The sequence below is a fragment of the Achromobacter sp. K91 genome, from assembly GCF_003576205.1.
Classification (GTDB): Bacteria; Pseudomonadota; Gammaproteobacteria; order Burkholderiales; family Burkholderiaceae_B; genus Achromobacter; species Achromobacter aegrifaciens.
In genome coordinates, this window is record NZ_QWFB01000054.1 from 1 (window position 1) to 21258 (window position 21258).

The window sequence follows — 21258 nt, forward strand, 5'->3', positions numbered from 1 at the left end:
CTCGTAGGTGTAGGTGCCGTCGGCCTTGAGGACGATCTTGCCGTACTCGCCGTTGACGGCGGTGTTGACGTTGCCGGTGACGTTCTGGCCGGCGGGGACGGTGCCCTTGGCCACGCCGACGACGTTGGTGACGTCCGCGCCGAGGGTGTCGGCGCCGGTGCCGGTGATGACGTTGCCGGAGGCGGTCAGTGCGGTGTCTTCCGTGACGGAAGCGGTGTCGGGCTTGGCTTCGGGCGCCGTGTCGGTGATCTGGATGACCAGGTCATTGCTGCGGGTCTCGCCGGCAAAGTCCGTAACGGAAACCTGGAAGAGGTCGCGGACCGAATCGTCGCCATTGGAGTGATCGGCGGCTCCGCCAGTTTCCTGGTAGGAGTAGGTGATCTTGCCAGTGGCGGCGTCGTAATTGGTGACGGTCAGCACCCCCTTGTCGGTGGCGATGACTACCGGGTTGGCGGCGCTGGCGTTGCTGACGTCCTTGCCGCCCACCGTGACCTTGTCGACGCCGGCCTCGGCGGAGACGGTCACGGAACCGGTGACCGTGGCGCCAGACGCTTCGGCCACATTGTTATGACCCGCCGTCACATCGCCGTCGCTGTCTTCAGGCGTGATCACCGGAGGAGCGTCGGTCTGGCCGGTGACCGTAATGGTCAGGGTGGCAGTGCTGGTCGCGCCTTGCGCGTCGGACACGGTATACGTGATCGACGTCTGCGCAGTCTGGCCGTCGTTCAGGTACTGGAACGACGTGCCGGGATTGAACGTGTACGTGCCGTCGGCGTTGAGCGTGAACGTGCCGCCATTCGAACCGACGACAGGCTTGCCGACGTCGGCGTCGGCGCCATTGACTTGCGAAACGCGGATGGTGTCGCCGTCCGGATCGCGATCGTTGCCCAGCACGCCTTCGGTAACGTGGTTAACGACCAGGGGCTTGTCTTCACCGGTGGTGCCTTCGTCATTGGTGGCGACCGGGACGGGGTTGCCCACGGTCCAGACGAAGGTCTGGGAGACGGTTGCGCCCGACTTGTCGGTGGCGGTGACGGTGATGAGGTACTCGCCCTTGACGCCCGTGTTGGTGTGATCGGACGCCCAGTTGGCGAACTGGCCGGTGAAGGTGCCGGTGGTGGGGTCGAACTTCAGGCCGCCGGGGATGTGGTCGACCGAGTAGACCAGGGAGTCGCCGTCGTCGAGGTCGCTGAAGAAGCCGGACAGGTTGTAGTTGACGACATCGCCGTCCATGTTGTCCTGGTTCTGCAGGGCAACTGCGGTCGGCGCGTCGTTGGTGCCGGTGATTTCGACCGTCAGCGTGGCGGAGCTGGTGCCGCCTTGGCCGTCCGTGACGGTATAGGTGATCGAGCTGGTCGCCGTCTGGCCCGCGGCCAGGTGCTGGAAGGCATTGCCGGGATTGAACGAGTACGAGCCGTCGGGATTCAGGGTGAACGTGCCGCCGTTGGAGCCGGCCGTCGGCGTGCCCACGTTGCCAGTGGCGCCGTTGACTTGCGACACGGTCAGGGTGTCGCCGTCCGGGTCCACGTCGTTGGACAGGACGCCGTTCTGGGCGCTGACGTTGAGCGTGGTGTCTTCGTCGGTGGTGCCGTTATCATCGGCCGCCGTCGGCGCAGGGTTGGTGACGTCCCAGTTGAAGTCCTGGGAAGTCGTGGCGCCGGACGGGTCGGTGGCGGTCACCGTCACCGTGTAGACGCCATTGTTGCCGCCTTGCGAGGCGGAATGGTCGATGGTGCCGGTGATGATGCCGGTGTTCGGGTCGATGGTCAGGCCGGGCGGCAGGCCGGTGGCGGTAAAGGTGAGCTTGTCGCTGGTGTCCGGGTCCGAGAAATGGCTGGAGACGTTGTAGCTCACGCCGGTCTGGGCGTCGATGCCCGAGGTGTCGGCGATGGAGGTGGACACCGGGCCGTCGTTGGTGCCGGTGATCGTCACGACGACGTTCGCCGTGGAGGTGGCGCCGCTGGGATCCGTGATGGTGTACGAAACGGTACTGGTGGCCGTTTCGCCCACGGCCAGGTGGCCGTATTCGTTACCCGGGTTGAAGACGTAGCTGCCGTCGGGCAGGACCGTGAAGGTGCCGCCGTTGCTGCCGTTGACCGTGATGCCGGCCGGGGTCATGGGGCGGCCGCTGACCGAGACGATCGCCAGCGGGTCGCCATCGGGATCCGAGTCGTTCAGCAGCAGGTTGCCGCGCACCAGGCTGTTCTGTTCGCCGCTGCCGGTATCGTTCAGCGCGTTGGGCGGGGTGTTGACGGTGGCCGGAGTGGCTTCATCGTCGCCGCCGGCGCCGGTGCCGGACAGGCGGGGCAGGATCTCCTGGCCACGGCTGGGGTTCGGGTAGGCCAGGTCGAGCGGGGTGGTGGTTTCCAGGATGCGGGCCAGGCGCACGAAGCTGCTGCCGCCGGCATCGCCGCCGCCGGCCACGACGGCAGCGGTGGGATCCAGTTCATCGAACGGGTCGCGGCCGTCGCGCAGGGCGGCCAGCAAGCGGTCGGAGTCGGTGCCGGAGGGCGGAGCCACAGCCGCTTCGGACGGGTCGGCCAGGGGGCCGGTCATGTCGCCGGTCACGGCAACCTCGCGGCCTTCGCCGATGACGATCGGCATGCCGTTCTCGACCTGAAGCGAAACCGTGGCGCCCGAGGCAGTGACCACGTCGCTGCCTGCGGGGACCTTGCTGCCTTGATGCAGTTCAGTCAGGGAACCGTCGCTATTGCGTATCCACGCGCGACCGGAGATTTCGTTGACGACTGCGGGAGAGGTGTTGGCCATGTTGGTTCCGTTTCAGGGAGTTATCCAAGATGGCCAGATACTAGATTGCGCCGCCGGCGCGGGATATTGTCCTCAAGGACAGTATCAGGAAGTAATTTTGATTTTGGCGTCGGCGGGGGCAGAAATGCCGTGGACGAGCAGGGCGAGCTGCAGGCGGTCGGTTACGCCCAGCTTTTCGAAAACGGCTGACAGGTGGGCCTTGACCGTGCGCTCGGTGATGCCCAGGGCTTCGGCGATCTGCGCATTGGCCTGGCCGCTGGAGGCATAGCGGGCCACGGTGATTTCACGCTCGGTCAGCACGCCGCCATCCCAGGCGTGCTCGTCCTGGGCGCGCTCGGCGACCAGCTTGAGCAGCCGCGACACCAGCGAACGGCCCATCCAGATGCCGCCGGAGGCGACGACTTCCAGCGCCTGCGACAGCGAGGCGGCCGAGGCATAGCCGTGGCAATAGCCATGCGCGCCGGCGCCCAGCACCCGGGTGCCTTGCTCGTCGTTAGGACTGGGGCTGGCGACCACCACGTGCAGGTCCGCCAGGGTCGCGGCCCAGATGGGATCTTGCCAGGACGGCAGCCGGGGCAGGTCCGCATCCAATACCGCCAGAGTGCGGCCCTGTTCGCGCCAGCGTTGCAGGTCGGCCAGGCCGCGCCCGCGGGCCGCCAGCCAGCGGGCCGGATTCAGGCCGCGCCAATGCTGCCACAACAGGTCGTCGTGCGTAATCAACAGGACAGGAACGGGTTTCATAAGGCCTTGCAGCCCTCCTTTAACGTTCGGTAAAGGCATTCGCCTTGGCGCGCAGTATGGGCTTGAGCAGGTACTGCAGCACCGTGCGCTTGCCAGTCAGGATATGAACCTCCGCCACCATCCCGGGGATGATGGGCAACAGTTTGTCGCCTACCGTGCTGCGATCCGTGCGGACCCGCACCACATAGTAGGAATTGCCTTTCTCGTCGGTCACGGTGTCCGCGCCGATCTGTTCCACCTTGCCTTCGAGGCCGCCGTAAATGGCGAAGTCGTAGGCCGTGAATTTCACTTCTGCCTTCTGGTCGGCATGCAGGAAGCCGATGTCGCGCGGCTGGATGCGGACCTCGAGCAGCAGCGTGTCGTCCTTTGGCACGATCTCGATGATGTCCTTGCCGGGCTGGACCACGCCACCGACCGTGTTGTTGAACAGCGTCTTGACCGTGCCGCGCACCGGGGCGCGGACCTCGGCCAGCTTTACTCGGTCGGCCAGCGCCAGCTTGCCTTGACGCAGGGTCGCCAGCTTGGTGTTGGTTTCCGACAGCTCGTTGCGGGCCTGGTTGCGGATGTTCAGCTCAGCTTCCTGAAGCTTGCTTTCGGCTTCCTTGATGGAGGCCTGGAAGCGGTCGATCTGGGCTTCGGCGCCTTTTTGTTCGCCGCAGTAGCGGGCCACGTCGCGTTGCAGGCGCAACAGATCGACTTCGGACACGGCGCCGCTCTTGAGCAGGGGACGGGTCACCTGCAGCTCGCGCGAGGTCAGGCCGCAGCTGGCCGCGGCCTGGTCGCGCTTGGCGATCGTTTCGCGCAGATCTTCCTGGCGTTGCTTGAGTTGTTCGCGTGCGACGTTGACCGTGGCGTTCAATTCAGTGGTGCGCGCTTGCCAGGCATTGCGCTCCATTTCCACCAGCCCGGGCGCCTGCGTCAGCACTTCCTCGGGAGCCACGAAGGGTTCGCCCGTGGCCAGGGCCTGCAGGCGGGCGGCCTTGGCGAGCAGGGAAAGGTATTCGGCGTTGTTCTCGCCCAGCGACGAGGCGAACCGGGTGGAGTCGATCTTCAGCAGGATCTCGCCCGCCTCGACTTCCTGGCCCGGGCGCACCAGGATTTCTTCGACGATGCCGCCGTCCAGACTCTGGATGATCTGGACCTGGCGCGAGGGCACGACCTTGCCTTCGCCGCGGACGACTTCGTCAATGCTGCCGGTGCCGGCCCACAGCAGCAGGCCGCCGGTGGCCAGCAGGCTGACCCACAACAGGATGCGCGAACCGCGCGCCTGCGATTCATGGATGACCCATTCGGCGTTGCCGACGTAGTCGGAGCGTTGCTGGGGCTTGCCTTTTTCGGCGCCGTCCAGCAAGCGGTCGAAGAAGAACACGAAGACGCCGCGCAGCATGCGCCACAGGCTTCCAAACAGGCCGTGCCGGGTTTCGCCAGGATTGTTCAGCATGGTTTCCTCAGCTTCCGCGTCCGACGCGTCCTTGACGCAGTGCCTCGACCACTTGCTCCTTGGGACCGTCAGCCACGATATGGCCGTTGTCGATCACGATCAGGCGGTCGACCAGGTCCAGCAGGGCGGTGCGGTGCGTGACCAGCAGGATCGTCTTCGTGGCGCTGGCTTCACCCAGCCGCTTGCGCAGCTGCGCTTCACTCTGGTGATCCATGTTGCTGCTGGGTTCGTCCAGCAGCAGGATGGGCGGATCGTTGATCAGGGCGCGGGCCACCGCCACCGACTGGCGCTGGCCGCCGGAGAGGGACTCGCCGCGTTCGCCGATGACCATGTCGAAGCCGTCGGGGTGCAGGTTGGCGAAATCGGTGACGCCCGCCATGTTGGCGGCTGCCAGGATGCTGGCGTCGTCAGCGTAGGGCGCGCCCATCGCCAGGTTGTGCTTCAGGCTGCCATAGAACAGCAGCGGGTCCTGCGGCACGTGGCCGATGGCGCGGCGCACGTCGGCCGGATCGATCTGCCGCACGTCCACGCCGTCCAGCAGGACTGCGCCCTCGGTGGGCTGGTACAGCGCCAGGGCCAGCTTCTCCAGCGTGGTCTTGCCGGAGCCGATGCGGCCAATGATGCCGACCTTTTCGCCCGGCTTCAGCTTGAAGGACACTTTCTTCAGCACCGGCTGCTTGCTGCCGGGATAGCTGAAGGTCACGTCGCGGAATTCAATGCCGCCATGGAAGACGGGACGATGCAGGAATTCGGCTTCTGCCGGACGTTCGATCGGCAGCTTCATATAGTTGTCGATCGAGCCCAGCGAGGTGCGAGCGTTCTGGTACTGCATGAGCAACCCGGCGACCTGGCCGAGCGGGGCCAGGCAGCGCCCGGCGATCATGGAGGCGGCGATGATGCCGCCCATGGAAATGGCGGATTCCTGGGCCTGGTAGACGCCGATGATGACGACGGAGATCGACACCAGTTGCTGGACGGCCTGCACGAAGCCGACCGTCGAGGACGAAATCAGCTTCAGTTTGCCGCCGGTCAGGGCGATGTACTCGGTGGCGCGTTCCCAGTTGCGCTGGATGGATCCCTGCGCGTTGAGCGTCTTGACGGACTCCAGGCCGGTCAGGGCCTCGACCAGGGTCGCGTTGCGCTGCGACGACGCTTGGTAGGAGGCCATGGTGAGGGATTCCATGCGGGCTTGCGCGGCCAGCGATACCAGCAGGATCAACACGATCGCGACCAGCGGCGGCAGCACCATCCAGGGCGAAATCCAGGCCAGCGCCAGCAGGAACAGCAGAATGAAGGGCAGGTCCACCAGGGTGGTGATGGTGGCTGACGCGATGAAATCGCGAATGGATTCGAACGAACGCAGGTTGGCGGCGAAAGATCCCACCGATACCGGCCGGCCCTCCATGCGCAGGTCCAGCACGCGTTCCATGATCTGCGCGGACAGGCGCACGTCGACCCGTTTGCTGGCGCTGTCCACGACGTGGGAGCGGGCGGTGCTCAGGATCATGTTGAAGATCACGACCAACGTGATGCCGATGGCCAGCACCCAGAGCGTTTCGACGGCGTTGTTGGGCACGACGCGGTCATACACGTTCATGGTGAACAGCGGCATCGCCATTGCGAAGATGTTGATCAGCAGGGCGGCGATCAGCGCGTCGCGGTACAGGCGCCGGTTTTCCATGATGGCGGCCCAGAACCAATGGCGCTCGCGCACCTTGGCGACTTCGGGCGCGCGCGCGTCGAAGCGGAACTGCGGGCGCACGAAGCACACCAGCCCGGTGTATTGCGCCGATAGTTCCGCGGCGCTCATTTCCATCGAGCTGCCGCCCAATTCGGGGTGGCTGACGACGTAGTTTTCGCCGTCTTTCTTCAGCAGCAGGCAGGCGCGTTCGCCGTTGAGCAGCAGGATCGCGGGCAGCAGGTCCTGCGAAATGCTGTCCAGCGTGCGCTTGACCACGCGGGCGGAGAGCTGCGCGCGCGCGGCGGCGCGCGGCAGCAATGCCGGCGTCAGTTTGTGTTCTTCCAGCGGCAGGCCGGCCGACAGCGCCTGGGCCGTCGCCGTCACGCCATGGAGCCGGGTGATTTCAACCAGGCAATCGAGCAGCGGGTCGTCATGCGCCGCGCGCGCGTCCGCGCGCCACTCCCGGGCCGCCATTTCAGATAACTTGTCCATCTTCGTCATCCAGCAGGTCGAGGTGTTCGGAGAGGCGCGCGCGCTGTTGCTTGCGCTGGGTCAGCTTTTGTTGAGCCTGGATAGGCAGGTCGGTCATACGCAAGGTGCCATTGGCTATCAGCGCGTCGATCAGGTCTTCCAGGACGCGGACGAAGTCCGCATCCAGTTGTGAGAAGTCGTTGCCCTGTTTCTGCATATGGTCTCCTTGCGCTTGCGTCACCTAGGGTTTGGCCTTGGGCGAGTTTACCGGGATGAACGTGGGCGGCAGATTGCCCTCGTTGTATTGCACGCGCACGGGCGCCAGGCGGGCCGAGTCGGGGATCGTCGAATTGCAGAGCTTGATGACTTCGTCGGAGACTTCCAGCTTGCCGTTTTCCTCGGGCATTTCGTTGCGCGCGGGCTGCAGCGACAGCGCCGGCAGCAGTGCGTGCGACAGCGCCAGCCAGCGGTATTGCGCGATCTGCAGGTCATACAGCGCGTTGGTCAGGGCGCGGCGCGATTCGAACAATTCGTTTTCGGTGTCCAGCAAGTCCAGCAGCGAACGCTGGCCGATCTGGAATTGTTGGCGGTAGGCTTCCCGCACCTTGGTGGTGGCCACTTCGTGGTCGCGCAGGAAGGGCAGCTTCTGGTTCAGGCTGGCGACGTTGTTCCAAGCCACGGCCAGGTCCTGTTGCACATTGCGGCAGGTGTAGTCGCGGATGTCGCGCGCAGCATAGGACTGCGCGGAGGTCTGGCGCACGCGGGCGGAGTCGGAGCCACCGCGATACAGGTTGTAGCTCATGACAACCTGGACGCTGGAGTTCTGGATGTCGCGGTTTTGCGGCGTGGGATCGTTCTGGTCGCGGCCGGTGGCGGCCACGAATTCGAACTTCGGCGAGAAGGCGCCCTTGGACGAGGCGACGCCCGCTTGCGCGGCCTGCAGCCCGGCCTGCTTGGACAGGAAGCTGGGGTTGCGGCGCAGCGACTCGTTGAAGTCGGCGGGCTTGACCGGCAGCTTGCCGCTGATATCGGGCGTAGGCTGCATCGCTTCAGGCGGCAGGGCGCCGGTGACGCGCTGGAAACGCTGCTGCACGTCCAGCAGGTTGGCGGTCTCGGTCATCAGATTGGTCTGGGCCAGCGCCAGGCGCCCGCCGGCCTGTTCCAGGTCGACGCGGCGGCCCACGCCCGATTCGGCGCGCTCGTTGATCTGCTTGAGCGTTTCTTCGTGCAGGGTGTAGTTCTGGCGGGCCAGCAGTTCCATGTCGCGGTAGCGCTGCAGGTCGATATAGGCCTGCACTGCGCTGAACGCGGTGTTGTCGCTGGTGGCCAACAGGTCATAGAAGCGCGCCAGCTTGTCGAAGCCGGCTTGCTTGACGTCGTTGCTCGTACGGAAGCCGTCGAAAATCAGCTGACGCAATTCCACGCTGTAGCCGGGACGGCTCCAGCTTTGCGACCCGACTCCGGGCACGTTGTTGCGGTACTCGCGACCCACATAGCCTTGCGCATTGATCTGCGGGAAGAACGCGCCGCGGGCAACGGCCTGGCCTTCCAGCGAAGCCTGGAAATCATGGTACTTGGCCTGGATTTCCGGGTTGCTGAGCAGGGTCTGCTCAACGACCTGGTTCAGTGTGACCCCAGCTGCCCCGGAGGCGGGAGCTGCTGACTGTGCAAATGCCGCAGGAACGAATGCCAGGGCAAGGACCGAAGTCGTGCTTTTGAGCAAAAACGAAGCCATAGTGATTATTCGCGAGTCGAGTTAGGAATTAATGGCCGCCATATTGTGTGGAAATGTCAGATTTGACGAGTCAATATTTGTTAATTCTTGACGAAGTTTTCCGGTCGGCAGTTTGAGTTTCTTCGCGCATCATCTCTTAATTAGCTTGAATTTGCACTAATTTCGCCATATCCCGGATTTTTGATCCGGTTTAATGCAGGATAAATGCGGTTTATTGCGCTTTATTTCGTTGTTTGGGTGAATCCAGCGCACAACGATTATATCGGTTTGATAATTTTGTATCTGTTTTAAATACCTGAATTTGTATCTGTAACTGTTTGATTGCAGTTCGATTGAGGTGTGGAAATAGGACGAAGTGACCCTCGCCATGTCCTAGCATGGTAGTGTTAGTACTGGTATATAAGGTGTAGTTGTACTAGGTTGAGACCCTGTGCATAATTCGTTCATGCCGCAGTGGCTGGCGCCCGGGGATCATTGTTTGAACCGCGCGCGGCACGAGCCGGATTGTCTATTTGCAGAGCGCATCCATGGCCCAAACTCTTTACGACAAACTCTGGGACGCCCACGTCGTCCACCAGGAATCAGACGGCACCTGTCTGCTCTATATCGACCGCCACCTGGTGCACGAAGTCACCAGCCCCCAGGCGTTCGAAGGCCTGGCGATGGCCGGCCGCAAGCCGTGGCGCACGGGCGCCAACCTGGCGGTGGCGGACCACAACGTGCCGACGCTGAACCGCGCCCAGGGCATCGACGATCCGATTTCGCGCCTGCAGGTGGACACGCTGGACGCCAACTGCGAAAAGTACGGCATTACCGAATTCCGCATGAATGACCTGCGCCAGGGCATCGTGCACGTGATCGGCCCGGAGCAGGGCGCGACCCTGCCCGGCATGACCGTGGTCTGCGGCGACTCGCACACCAGCACGCACGGCGCGCTGGGTGCGCTGGCCTTCGGCATCGGCACCTCCGAAGTGGAGCACGTGCTGGCGACCCAGACGCTGCTCATGAAGAAAGCCAAGAGCATGCTGATCAAGGTCGACGGCGAATTGCCCTTCGGCTGTACGGCCAAGGACGTGGTCCTGCACATCATCGGCATTATTGGCACGGCCGGCGGCACGGGCTACGCCATCGAGTTCGCCGGCAGCACGATCCGCGCCCTGTCCGTGGAAGGCCGCATGACCGTCTGCAACATGGCCATCGAAGCCGGCGCCCGTTCGGGCATGGTGGCGGTGGACGACAAGACCGTCGAGTACTTCCGCGGCCGTCCCTTCGCGCCCACGGGCGTGCTTTGGGATCAGGCGGTGGGCTACTGGCGTACCCTGCATACCGATGAGGGCGCCAAGTTCGACGCCGTGGTGGAAGTCAACGCCCGCGACATCAAGCCGCAGGTCACCTGGGGCACGTCCCCGGAAATGGTGCTGCCGGTGGATTCCCGCGTGCCGGACCCCGATCGCGAAAAAGACGACGTGCGCCGCAGCGGCATGGAACGCGCCTTGCAGTACATGGGCCTGAAGCCCAACACGCCGCTTACCGATATCCGTGTGGATCGCGTGTTCATCGGTTCTTGCACGAATTCGCGCATCGAAGACCTGCGCGCGGCTGCGGCGGTCGCGCGCGGCAAGCATGTGGCCTCCAATGTGCGCCAGGCCATGGTGGTGCCGGGCTCGGGCCTGGTCAAGCAGCAGGCCGAGCGCGAAGGCCTGGACAAGATCTTCATCGAGGCGGGCTTTGAGTGGCGCGAGCCGGGCTGCTCCATGTGCCTGGCCATGAACGCCGACCGCCTGGAACCGGGCGAACGCTGCGCCTCCACCTCGAACCGCAACTTCGAGGGCCGGCAAGGACAGGGCGGGCGCACCCATCTGGTCAGCCCGGCCATGGCCGCCGCCGCCGCCGTCGCCGGCCATTTTGTCGACGTCCGCACTTTCCGTTAAGCGTCACGCACCGAGTACCGACATCATGCAAGCATTTACCACTCACGAAGGCCTGGTGGCTCCGCTCGACCGCGAAAACGTCGATACGGACCTCATCATTCCCAAGCAGTTCCTCAAATCCATCCAGCGCACCGGCTTTGGTCCGAACCTGTTCGATGAACTGCGCTATCTGGACCATGGCGAACCCGGCATGGACAACAGCAAGCGTCCGCTGAATCCGGATTTCGTGCTGAACCAGCCGCGTTACCAGGGCGCTTCGGTGCTGCTGGCGCGCAAGAACTTCGGCTGCGGCTCCAGCCGCGAGCATGCGCCCTGGGCGCTGACGCAGTTCGGTTTCCGCGCCATCATCGCGCCGTCCTATGCCGACATTTTCTTCAACAACAGCTTCAAGAACGGCCTCTTGCCCATCGTTCTGTCGGAACTGGAAGTCGCGCGCCTGTTCGACGAAGTGAAGGCTTTCCCCGGCTACAAGCTGCGCGTCGACCTCGACCGCCAGGTCGTGGTGGCGGCGGATGGGCGCGAGATGGGTTTCGACATCGAACCGTTCCGCAAATACTGTCTGCTCAACGGCTTTGACGATATCGGGCTGACCCTGCGCCAGTCGGACAAGATTCGCGCCTTCGAGGCCGAGCGCCTGGCTCGCCATCCGTGGCTGGAAAGCCGTCCCATCGCCTGACGCCACCATTCTTCTGATTACAGGATCGTTTTCGTATGACTCACAACATCGCAGTCCTGCCGGGTGACGGCATCGGCCCGGAAATCGTCGAACAGGCCGTGCGCGTCCTGAAGGCGCTGGACGTGTCCTTCGATATCAAGCAAGCGCCCGTGGGCGGCGCCGCCTTCGATGCGTTCGAACATCCGCTGCCGCCGGCCACGTTGAATCTGGCCAAGGAATCGGACGCCGTGCTGTTCGGCGCCGTGGGCGACTGGAAGTACGACAGCCTGCCGCGCGAGTTCCGCCCCGAGCAGGCCATTCTGGGCCTGCGCAAGGCGCTGGGCCTGTTTGCCAACCTGCGTCCTGCCATCCTGTATCCGGAACTGGCCAGCGCCTCGTCGCTGAAGCCCGAGATCGTGTCCGGCCTGGACATCCTGATCATCCGCGAGCTGACTGGCGACATTTATTTCGGCACGCCGCGCGGCGTACGTTCTTCACCCGACGGCGCCTTCGCCGGCGAACGCGAAGGCTACGACACCATGCGCTATGCGGAATCCGAAGTGCGCCGCATTGCGCGCATCGGTTTCGAATCGGCCCGCAAGCGCAACAAGAAGCTGTGCAGCGTGGACAAGGCCAACGTGCTGGAGACCTCGCAGTTCTGGCGCGACATCGTCATCGAAGTCGCGCGGGAGTATCCCGATGTGGAGCTGTCGCACATGTATGTCGACAACGCCGCGATGCAGCTGGTGCGCAACCCGCGCCAGTTCGACGTGATCGTGACCGGCAACCTGTTCGGCGACATCCTGTCCGACGAAGCCGCCATGCTGACCGGTTCGATCGGCATGCTGCCTTCTGCTTCGCTGAACGCAGGCGGCCAAGGCTTGTATGAACCCAGCCATGGCTCCGCGCCCGATATCGCCGGCCAAGGCATCGCCAATCCGCTGGCGACCATCCTGTCCGCGGCCATGCTGCTGCGCTATTCGCTGAATCTGGCGCCGCAGGCCGACCGCATCGAGGCCGCCGTGCGCCGCGTGCTGGCCGACGGCCTGCGCACCGCCGACATCTTCGAACCGGGCACGACCAAGGTTGGCACGGCGCAGATGGGCGACGCGGTGCTGAAGGCGCTGGCCTGATCTTCTCGGGATCGAGCCGCCGGGCGCTAGCGCGCGTGGCGGTTGAAGCACCGTAAAACAAGGGGTGGCCCGGCTGGGCCGCCCCTTGTTTTGCTGTTGTGGCCTCGCCTCGAAAGCGCCCTGTATCCATTGCGGCCCCTATTATTTCTAGCTGCGCCGCAACATCCGGCCGTGCATTCTGATAAATTGTTGAATTGCACGGCTTTTTCCCCTGGACCCTAGTCTCCACACCTTTAAAGAGCGATTGAAATGAATCAAGCAGTAGGCCTTGTCGGCTGGCGCGGTATGGTCGGCTCGGTGCTCATGCAACGCATGCGCGACGAGAACGACTTCGCACTGATCGAACCGGTGTTTTTCTCCACCAGCAACGCTGGCGGCGCCGCGCCCACTTGGGCCACTGGCGCAGGCCCGCTGCAAGACGCCTACAACATTGACGCTCTGAAAAAACTGCCGATCATCGTGACGGCGCAAGGCGGCGACTACACCTCCGAGGTCTATCCCAAGCTGCGCGGCGCAGGCTGGAACGGCATCTGGATCGATGCCGCCAGCACCCTGCGCATGGCCGATGACGCCATCATCGTGCTGGATCCGGTCAACCGTCCGGTCATCGACGCGGCGCTCAAGCGCGGCGTGCGCAACTTCATCGGCGGCAACTGCACGGTCAGCTGCATGCTGATGGGCCTGGCCGGCCTGTTCAACAACGACCTGGTCGAATGGATGACTTCCATGACCTACCAGGCGGCTTCCGGCGGCGGCGCGCAACACATGCGCGAACTGCTGACCCAGTTCGGCGAGATCAATCAATCGGTCAAGTCGCTGCTGGATGATCCCGCGTCGGCCATCCTGGAAATCGACCGCGGCGTGCTGGCCAAGCAAAAGGACCCGGCGCTTCCCCACGAGCACTTCGGCGTGCCGCTGGGCGGCAACCTGATTCCCTGGATCGACAAGGATCTGGGTAACGGCATGTCCAAGGAAGAGTGGAAGGGCGAGGTCGAGACCAACAAGATCCTGGGCCGCGGCGCAGCCTTCGGCACGCCCGCTACGCCGATCGACGGCCTGTGCGTGCGCATCGGCGCGATGCGCTGCCACAGCCAGGCGCTGACCATCAAGCTCAAGCGCGATGTGCCGCTGGACGAGATCGAAGCGCTGATCGCCGAAGGCACGCAGTGGGCGAAGGTCGTGCCCAACACCAAGGAAGCCACGGTTTCCGCGCTGACTCCGGTCGCCGTTACCGGCACGCTGGACATTCCGGTGGGCCGCCTGCGCAAGCTGTCGATGGGCTCGCAATACCTGGGCGCTTTCACCGTGGGCGACCAGTTGCTGTGGGGCGCCGCCGAGCCGCTGCGCCGCATGCTGCGCATTGCGCTGGCCGAAGCCTGATGCCGTCGCAGGCGGCGTTCGGCGCCGCCTGACCAGGCGCGCAAGGCAAGCAAGGGCACCTCAGGGTGCCCTTGCCGTTTGCGCAGAGTCTGTGCTGTATCGGCGGACAGGCCCGCCAGCAAACGCGGCCGGGCCTTTCAGGTTTGTGAAATGCGCATGATCCATTACACTTTTCCCGTGAATTGATGCCTGTTCTCACCGAGATGGCGTGAGCCGGCTCCAGCCCGCAAGTCGACTACAAGACGGAATTCCAGCTTATGACCCAGCGTTCGCGCCAAGTGAAGCATGCCCGCCGTTTAAAAGCCCTGCAGTGGGCGATTGCGCTGGCGATTGGCTCAAGCGTGTGCAGTACCGCCATGGCCATGCGCGTGGGGCATTCGCGGGTGGTTTCCGTGCCGGGCGCGCCGCTGCAGGCGGTGGTGGGATTGCAGGAGCTCACGCCCGAGGAAATCGCATCGCTCAAGGTGTCGGTGGCTGACGAGGCCTCCTGGCAACGCGCAGGTCTGAAGCCGCCGGTTCCGCTGGCAAGCATGGTGGTCCGGGTCGAGGACGGCCTGGACGCCACGCGCAAGAATCTGCGCGTGCGGGCCTCGCAGCCGCCGGCCAGCGGCGCGGTTGATCTGCTGCTGAATATCAACTCCAGTTCCGGGCAGCGCCAGGTGCAGGTCAGCATTCTGGTGCCGTTGCGCGGCACGACGGCCGACGTGACGCCGGCTGCGGTCGGCACGCCGGGGCGCGCGGCGGGATCGCGTTCGGTCAACGTGAAGTCCGGCGACAATCTTTTCGCGATCGCGCAGCGCAATGCGGTGCCCAACGCATCGGTCTATCAGATGCTGGTGGCCTTGTGGCGCGCCAATCCCGAGGCCTTCATCCAGAACAATATGAATCTGGTGAAAGCCGGCCAGAGGCTGACGATTCCCGATGCGGCTACCGTGCGCGCGGTGGATCCGGCCGAGGCGCGGCGCATCTTCAATGAACATGCCGAGGCGTTCGCGAAGTACCGCGCCCGCATCGGCGCGGCGGCCGGCGCGAATCCCTCCGTGGTCCAGGGGCAGGGCGCGGCTTCGGGCAGCGTCGCGCCTCCTGCTGATGCCGGGGCGGCCAGCGCATCGCCGCCGCAGGATCGCGTGCGGCTGTCCTCGGGGCAGGCGCAAGACAGCGCATCGGCGCAAGCAGAGGCGCAGGCCGATGCCAAGACGTCGACTGAGCGCGCCATGGCCGATGTCCAGGGGCGCGTGAGCCAGTTGCAAAGCAACGTCGACGATTTGAACAAGGCGGTGGCACAGCAAGGCGCCGCTGGTGGCGCTTCTGGTACTGCGGCGTCGCCGGGCGCGGCAGGCACTTCGGGTGCAACAGGCGCTCCGGGTGCAACTGGCGCTGCGGGTGCAACTGGCGCTTCGGGTGCAACAGGCGCTCCGGGTGCAGCAGGCGCTTCGGGTGCAACAGGCGCTTCGGGTGCAACAGGCGCTTCGGGTGCAGCAGGCGCTTCGGGAGCGGCAGGCGCTTCGGGAGCAGCAGGTCCTTCGGGTGCGGCAGGCGCTTCGGGTGCGGCAGGCGCTTCGGGAGCTGCAGGCGCTTCGGGAGCAGCAGGCACTTCGGGAGCTGCAGGCGCTTCGGGAGCAGCAGGCACTTCGGGAGCAGCAGGCACTTCGGGTGCAACAGGCGCGTCGGGCGCGGCAGGCGCTTCGGGCGCGACAGGCGCGTCGGGTACGCCGGGCTCTCCGGGCGCAGCAGGTACGCCCGGCGCAACAGGGTCGGCAGGACCTGCGAACACCTCGAGCGCCCCAGGCGCTTCTGGGGCATCTACGCCAGATCAGGCCGCTGGCACGCCGGCAGGCAAGGATTCCGCTTCGGACATGCCCGGGTGGCTGGCCGACAATCTGCTCGTTATCGTCACTGCAGTGCTGGCGCTGATCGCATTCGCGATTGCCTGGCTCTTGCGCCGGGCCGGTGCGCGGCGCGGGGACGATGACGAGGAAACCTACGAATTCAACGAGCCAGCGCTGGATACGGCGGCGCTGAACCGCAAGCTCGGAAGCATCAATCTCGACCTGGACGAACCGCCCACGGACGAACCGCACCGTGTCGGCGGGCCACGGGTTTGATACATGTCTAGAGTTGCATTGGGGCTGGCGTACGACGGCTCCGCCTGGCAGGGTTGGCAGACACAGCCGCATCGGCAAACGGTGCAGGACACGTTGGAGGCCGCCCTGGGCAGTTTTTGTGGTGTGGAAGGGCCGGTGGCGACGATCTGCGCCGGCCGCACCGATACCGGGGTGCACGGCGCGATGCAGGTGATTCATCTGGACACTGAACTCGACCGCCGGATGGAGTCCTGGGTCCGGGGGGTGAATGCTTTCCTGCCTCCCAGCATTTCAGTCCAGTGGGCGCAGCCGGTATCGGACGAATTCCACGCGCGGTTTTCCGCGCGCGCCCGTACCTACGTATATTTGTTATGGCGCGGCCGGGTGCGGCCGGCATTGTGGGCTGGCCGGGCGGGCTGGTGCTTTCAACCGCTGGACGTCGATGCCATGCGGGCCGCGGCGAATGCCTTGCTGGGCGAGCACGATTTTTCCAGCTTCCGTTCCTCGCAGTGCCAGGCCAAGCATCCTGTGCGCCATCTCTACCGGCTGGATATCGATGAGCGCGGGCCGTTCCTGGTGTTCACGCTGAAGGCCAATGCCTTCCTGCATCATATGGTGCGCAACATCATGGGCGCGCTGTTGCAGATCGGGCAAGGGCGCGAATCGGTGGACTGGATGGCGCAGTTGCTGTCCTGGCGCGACCGCAAGCGGGGCGCGCCGACCTTCGCGCCCGATGGGCTGTACCTGTCCGCCATCGATTATCCGGAAGAGTTCGGCCTGGATGAGCTCGACGGGGGATCGCAGTTGCTGTCGCCGTTTACTCAAACCTATTAGGGATGCCGCCGGCAACGGCGATGCCTGCCCGTATCCGATGGAGGCTTTTGTCATGCAACGCCGCGCGTTTTTGAAGCAGACCGCCCTGGGCGGCGCCGCTCTGGTCGCTCCGGCGTTCGCGCAGGAAGTTCCGTTGGCCGAGGAAAACGCCAGCCCGGCCCCGTCGGCGCCGCCAGCGGGACCGCAAGAGGCTCCGCCCAGCCCGCCGCCCGCTCCGGCCGCCGCGCCCGAAGCGCCGGCGGTGGTGGCAGCCCCAGCCAAGGTCGCTTGGCGGCTGGCCTCCAGTTTTCCCAACGAGTCTCCCACCTTGTTCGCCGGCGCCGAAGACGTGGCGCGTTACGTGAACGAGGTGACGGACGGGCGCTTCAGCATCGAAATCTTTCCCGCCGGCGACCTGGTGCAGCCGGGGCAGGTGCTGGAAGCCGTGCAGCATCGCGTCGTCGATTGTGGCCATACGGCGTCGACCCGCTACTTCGATGTCGACCCCGCGCTGTGCTTTGACGCCGGCGTGCCGTTCGGCCTGAACACGCGGCAGATGAACGCCTGGATGACGCAGGGGGAAGGCCTGGCGCTCACGCGCGTGCTGTTCGACAAGTACAACATCCTGAACTTTCCCTGCGGTTATACCGGCGCGCAAATGGGCGGCTGGTTTCGCGGGGAAATCAAGACCGTGGACGACCTGCGCGGGCTCAAGGTGAAGGCGGGCGGGTTTGCCCGCCATGTGCTGGCGCGGATGGGCGCCACGCCCGTGGACGTGCCGGTGGCCGAAGCCTATGCCGCGCTGGAGCAGGGCGTCGTGGACGCCGTGGCTTGGATCGGCCCTTATGACGATGAAAACCTGGCGCTCTATAAAGTTGCCAGGAATTACTACTTTCCGGGCTGGTGGGCGGGCACGCTGCAGCTATCCTTGTATGTGAACCAGGACGCCTACGACGAACTGCCCAAGCCGTATCAGTCCGCTTTGACGCTGGCATGCCGTATGGCGACTGCCAACATGATCGCCAAGTACGACGCGGGCAATCCGGACGCGCTGCGCCGACTGGTGTCGCGCGGCGCGCAGTTGAAAGCGTTTCCCAAGCCGGTCCTGCAGGCGAGCTACGAAGCCTCGCTGGCCGCCTACCAGGAAATGAGCGCCAAGGATCCCATGTTCAAGAAGCTGTACGACAGCATGGCGGCGTTTCGCGACAAGGAAACGCCCTGGTTCCGTCTGGCCGAGGGCAGCTTCGACAATCTCGTGGCCACCGTGGGTCAGCCCGGCGCGTAGGCGCTGCCTGCACGCCGGATATACTGATTCGACCGGCCGCGCAGGGCGGCCAAGCCAGCGAAGAGTTTCATGCGCACACGCATCAAGATCTGTGGATTGACCCGGGAACAGGATATCGACGCCGCCGTCGCGGCGGGCGTCGATGCGATCGGCTTTGTGTTTTACCCCAAGAGCAAGCGTTGCCTGACGCCGACGCGCGCAGCCCAGTTGCGGCGCATGGTGCCCGCCTTTGTCGACGTGGTGGCCTTGTTCGTGAATGCGCAAGAGGCCGAGGTGCAGGCCGTGCTGGACCAGGTCAAGCCGGAGCTGCTGCAGTTCCATGGCGATGAAACACCGCAGGACTGCGCGCACTACGGTCATCGTTTTTTGCGGGCATTCCGTGCCGGCGCGCCCGGCCTGGACACCGCGGAAAACCTGGCCTCCACATGCCGCGCCTATGGCGAAGCCGCGGGCTGGCTGTTCGACAGCTACAGCGCGGGCTACGGTGGCAGCGGTCATGGTTTCGACTACGCGTTGCTCGACGAAGTGAGGGCCGATCCGGTGTCTCGGCCCCTGATCCTGTCGGGCGGCTTGAACGCGGAAAACGTCGGGCAGGCCGTGGAATTGGTCAGGCCTTGGGCGGTCGATGTAAGTAGCGGCGTGGAGCTTGAGCAAGGAATTAAAAGTTCTGATAGAATCTCGTTCTTCGTTGCTGCGGCGCAAGCGGCAGACGCGAAGCTGAAGGGAAATTAGTAGTGCGGTGCAGGCGGTTTGAAGTAGTGGGGCAAGGCTGAAAAGCGGCGTCCAAGGTTCCCGGGAACTGGCACTTCAAAACGCGTTGCGCAGACAAGCTTGAAGGCATGCGAAAGTAAACCTCGCAAACGCCGCAAACTTCGAAGCGCAATAAATAATGCAAAAAATCTTGCCAGACGATTTGCATAGTTTAAAAAAGCACTATATAATTCTTCTTCTTTGCAGGCGGTTAGCTCAGCTGGTTAGAGCGCCACGTTGACATCGTGGAGGTCGTTGGTTCGATTCCAATACCGCCTACCAAATTCCTGCAAAGTGCTGTCAAGCACGGCAAAGAGAAAGCCGCTAGATCAATGATCTGGCGGCTTTTTTGTTTGGGTTTCGTCCGTTGCATGGCGCGCGCCATGCCGCAAAGCATGGTTTCGCAGGGCAATGGCAAAGGCGCGAAAACTCTTCAGCTATCGACGCCAGCCGTTAGCCCTGCATTTGCACAAGCCTGTGCGTTCTGCGCAGTTCGCGGTAAATCGCCGAATCATATTGAAGTAAGCCACGCATAATGGAAATATGGCGATTCATTAGCGCGTGGCCGAACATTTTGGTCAAGTTCCGTTGACCGGCCGCCAGACATTTCCTTTCAGTACAACTGGCGGATTGGCCGATGATTGCCTGAGGCCGTTGGTTTGAATCAGGGGACCCTGTGAGCGAAGAATTGTCGCGACAAGGTAGACGTGAACGGCAGGGCCATTTCCTCGTGCGTCGCGTGACGCTTGGTCTGGCCCTGGCATGGTTTGCGTTGGTGATAGCTATTGCACGCTGGATGTCGCAGGGAATGGAGGCATCGCGGCTGGACAGCCTAGCCGCCAGCGCCGAATACGAGGCAAGAATTACTGCGCGCGTCATGGATCGGTTATTCACCGAGATGGTGAGCGTAGCGAACATGGTGGCCCGCCAGGGCCAAGTGATCCAGCTTGCCGTCCGTTACCGTACGGATCCACCCGGCGCAGCCGACTTGTCTCGAGAGCAGCGAGCGGCCCTGTTTACGCGGGATCCATTGGTGCGCAGGGTAGGCGACTTCATGAATGAGCTGGCCAGCGATCTGCGATACGCCCGCATTTATATGAACAATATGTCGGACGATACGGTGACGGCCAGTAATTGGGCGGAACCCGACAGCATCGTCGGCATGATCTACTCGGGTCGGGCTTATCTCGAAGACGCATTGCGTGATGGCTATGGCAGTTACTTCGGCATTGCCCGGTTGAACAAGAGTCCATCGTATTTCGTCGCCAGCCGCATCGAAGACTCGAATGACATGCCGCAGGGCTCGGTGACGGTAAAGTTCGATGCGCCGGATGTGGCGCTTTACCTGGCCGGGCGACATATCGCGTTGGTTGTGAATCGCCAGGGAAGGGTAACCACGGCTTCGTCCGAGCCGTTCATGCTGCGTAATGTCGCAGCCCTTTTACCTGCCGATTCGGTACTGCCTTCCGATGGCGATGAAGACCTCGGCGAACCCCTGGATATTCGCGCCATACCCGGCTCCATCCAATCCGGCCGTTGGCTCATCGATGGCAGGCCCTATCTGGCGAGGCGGCAGGCGCTGGCTAATGGGCAATATCACTTGATCACGCTGGCCTCGCTGGAATCTTTGGCGCCCATGCGCAAGCGGCATATCTGGGCGACGGGATTGGTGGCGATGGTCGGTCTGGTCCTGATCCTTCTCTCCAGCCATGTGGTCGCGCAAATGGTGAGACGCCGCCAAGATGAACGGCATGCCGCCAACCATGATGCGCTTACCGGCTTGCCGAATCGGCGAGCGATCATGGCGGAGTTGGAGCGGTATTTCTCGGAGGCGAATCGGACGCAGCGGTCTGTTCAAGTCGCGTTTATAGATCTGGATGGGTTCAAGACGATTAACGATACCTACGGCCACGACATCGGCGACAAATTCTTGATCGAGGTTGGCCGACGTCTGTCGGCAGGCCTGCGTTCTGGAGAGGTGCTGGGTCGATGGGGGGGCGACGAATTCGTCGTCGTTGGCTTGGGCGCAAGGTCAGGGCCGACGGCTGATGCTGTGGTTGAAACAATGCGCACGCGCCTGGCCCCGTTGCTCAGCGGCATCTACACCCTGGACGACTGCAGTTTTCACTACGCCGGCGCGAGCTTTGGCATTGTGAATGCCGACCCATCGGCCAGCGCGCTGCAGGCCGTCCTCAGGGAAGCAGATCAATTGATGTATGCAGACAAGCAGGCGCGGCGTGAGATGCAGATTGCGTAACCGCCTGCCGGGCTGAGCCCGGGAATACCTGCATCCGTCAGCCTTCTCGATACCCCCTAGGCCGTCATGCTGCGGCTCAATATACTGTATAAAAATACAGTATATTTGAGGTCGGCAGCAGCGCAATTCGGC

14 protein-coding genes, 1 tRNA gene and 1 pseudogene are annotated in these 21258 nt (G+C 63.8%); 10 read left to right on the forward strand and 6 right to left on the reverse strand.

Features of this window, described 5'->3' with window-relative positions; all coding sequences use genetic code 11:
* The 6 genes from DXK93_RS26110 to DXK93_RS26135 form a co-directional block, all read right to left on the reverse strand.
* Positions 1-2769 (reverse strand): retention module-containing protein (locus DXK93_RS26110; RefSeq protein ID WP_119451606.1); only part of this gene is annotated, 2769 nt, incomplete at its 3' end.
* A gap of 84 nt (positions 2770-2853) precedes the next feature.
* Entirely contained in the window at positions 2854-3510 is a 657-nt protein-coding gene (locus DXK93_RS26115; protein ID WP_054458286.1) for a response regulator transcription factor, read from the reverse strand.
* A 19-nt stretch (positions 3511-3529) separates the two neighbouring features.
* Entirely contained in the window at positions 3530-4951 is a 1422-nt protein-coding gene (locus DXK93_RS26120) for an HlyD family type I secretion periplasmic adaptor subunit (RefSeq protein ID WP_054458285.1), read from the reverse strand.
* Positions 4952-4958: 7 nt separating this feature from the next.
* On the reverse strand, positions 4959-7124 hold the full coding sequence (locus DXK93_RS26125) for a type I secretion system permease/ATPase (protein WP_054458284.1): 2166 nt from the start codon (positions 7122-7124) through the stop codon (positions 4959-4961).
* On the reverse strand, positions 7108-7320 hold the full coding sequence (locus DXK93_RS26130; RefSeq protein ID WP_042792889.1) for a hypothetical protein: 213 nt from the start codon (positions 7318-7320) through the stop codon (positions 7108-7110). The genes DXK93_RS26125 and DXK93_RS26130 overlap by 17 nt, the downstream gene beginning before the upstream one ends.
* Positions 7321-7344: 24 nt before the next feature.
* The gene (locus DXK93_RS26135) at positions 7345-8838 is read right to left on the reverse strand and encodes a TolC family outer membrane protein (RefSeq protein ID WP_054458283.1); all 1494 of its coding nucleotides are present in this window, start codon (positions 8836-8838) and stop codon (positions 7345-7347) included.
* Positions 8839-9365: 527 nt separating this feature from the next.
* Between DXK93_RS26135 and leuC the strand changes: the two genes are divergently transcribed.
* From leuC to DXK93_RS26185, 10 genes and pseudogenes are all read left to right on the forward strand, one after another.
* On the forward strand, positions 9366-10769 hold the full coding sequence (gene leuC / locus DXK93_RS26140) for a 3-isopropylmalate dehydratase large subunit (RefSeq protein ID WP_119451608.1): 1404 nt from the start codon (positions 9366-9368) through the stop codon (positions 10767-10769).
* Positions 10770-10794: 25 nt separating this feature from the next.
* The gene (gene leuD, locus DXK93_RS26145; protein WP_054458281.1) at positions 10795-11445 is read left to right on the forward strand and encodes a 3-isopropylmalate dehydratase small subunit; all 651 of its coding nucleotides are present in this window, start codon (positions 10795-10797) and stop codon (positions 11443-11445) included.
* 35 nt (positions 11446-11480) lie between these two features.
* Entirely contained in the window at positions 11481-12557 is a 1077-nt protein-coding gene (leuB, locus tag DXK93_RS26150; RefSeq protein ID WP_042792892.1) for a 3-isopropylmalate dehydrogenase, read from the forward strand.
* A 249-nt stretch (positions 12558-12806) separates the two neighbouring features.
* The gene (gene asd, locus DXK93_RS26155) at positions 12807-13937 is read left to right on the forward strand and encodes an aspartate-semialdehyde dehydrogenase (protein ID WP_054458280.1); all 1131 of its coding nucleotides are present in this window, start codon (positions 12807-12809) and stop codon (positions 13935-13937) included.
* A gap of 257 nt (positions 13938-14194) precedes the next feature.
* Complete coding sequence (locus DXK93_RS26160) at positions 14195-16042, forward strand: FimV family protein (RefSeq protein WP_119451609.1); 1848 nt, start codon at positions 14195-14197, stop codon at positions 16040-16042.
* Positions 16043-16045: 3 nt separating this feature from the next.
* Positions 16046-16855, forward strand: a complete 810-nt coding sequence (gene truA / locus DXK93_RS26165; protein ID WP_119451610.1) for a tRNA pseudouridine(38-40) synthase TruA — start codon at positions 16046-16048, stop codon at positions 16853-16855.
* Between the two features lie 52 nt (positions 16856-16907).
* Positions 16908-18119, forward strand: a complete 1212-nt coding sequence (locus tag DXK93_RS26170; protein ID WP_054458315.1) for a TRAP transporter substrate-binding protein — start codon at positions 16908-16910, stop codon at positions 18117-18119.
* Positions 18120-18182: 63 nt separating this feature from the next.
* A pseudogene (locus DXK93_RS26175) lies at positions 18183-18851 on the forward strand (phosphoribosylanthranilate isomerase); the annotation flags it as partial.
* A gap of 223 nt (positions 18852-19074) precedes the next feature.
* Positions 19075-19151: transfer RNA gene (locus tag DXK93_RS26180), tRNA-Val, on the forward strand.
* A gap of 394 nt (positions 19152-19545) precedes the next feature.
* On the forward strand, positions 19546-21126 hold the full coding sequence (locus DXK93_RS26185) for a sensor domain-containing diguanylate cyclase (RefSeq protein ID WP_199728335.1): 1581 nt from the start codon (positions 19546-19548) through the stop codon (positions 21124-21126).
* The last annotated feature ends 132 nt before the right edge of the window (positions 21127-21258 follow it).

Excerpts from the sequence above, each read along its gene's own strand:
- DXK93_RS26115 (WP_054458286.1), bottom strand. The coding sequence starts at position 3,510 with ATGAAACCCGTTCCTGTCCTGTTGATTACGCACGACGACCTGTTGTGG.
- DXK93_RS26120 (WP_054458285.1), bottom strand. The coding sequence starts at position 4,951 with ATGCTGAACAATCCTGGCGAAACCCGGCACGGCCTGTTTGGAAGCCTG.
- DXK93_RS26125 (WP_054458284.1), bottom strand. The coding sequence starts at position 7,124 with ATGGACAAGTTATCTGAAATGGCGGCCCGGGAGTGGCGCGCGGACGCG.
- DXK93_RS26130 (WP_042792889.1), bottom strand. The coding sequence starts at position 7,320 with ATGCAGAAACAGGGCAACGACTTCTCACAACTGGATGCGGACTTCGTC.
- DXK93_RS26135 (WP_054458283.1), bottom strand. The coding sequence starts at position 8,838 with ATGGCTTCGTTTTTGCTCAAAAGCACGACTTCGGTCCTTGCCCTGGCA.
- leuC (WP_119451608.1), top strand. The coding sequence starts at position 9,366 with ATGGCCCAAACTCTTTACGACAAACTCTGGGACGCCCACGTCGTCCAC.
- leuD (WP_054458281.1), top strand. The coding sequence starts at position 10,795 with ATGCAAGCATTTACCACTCACGAAGGCCTGGTGGCTCCGCTCGACCGC.
- leuB (WP_042792892.1), top strand. The coding sequence starts at position 11,481 with ATGACTCACAACATCGCAGTCCTGCCGGGTGACGGCATCGGCCCGGAA.
- asd (WP_054458280.1), top strand. The coding sequence starts at position 12,807 with ATGAATCAAGCAGTAGGCCTTGTCGGCTGGCGCGGTATGGTCGGCTCG.
- DXK93_RS26160 (WP_119451609.1), top strand. The coding sequence starts at position 14,195 with ATGACCCAGCGTTCGCGCCAAGTGAAGCATGCCCGCCGTTTAAAAGCC.
- truA (WP_119451610.1), top strand. The coding sequence starts at position 16,046 with ATGTCTAGAGTTGCATTGGGGCTGGCGTACGACGGCTCCGCCTGGCAG.
- DXK93_RS26170 (WP_054458315.1), top strand. The coding sequence starts at position 16,908 with ATGCAACGCCGCGCGTTTTTGAAGCAGACCGCCCTGGGCGGCGCCGCT.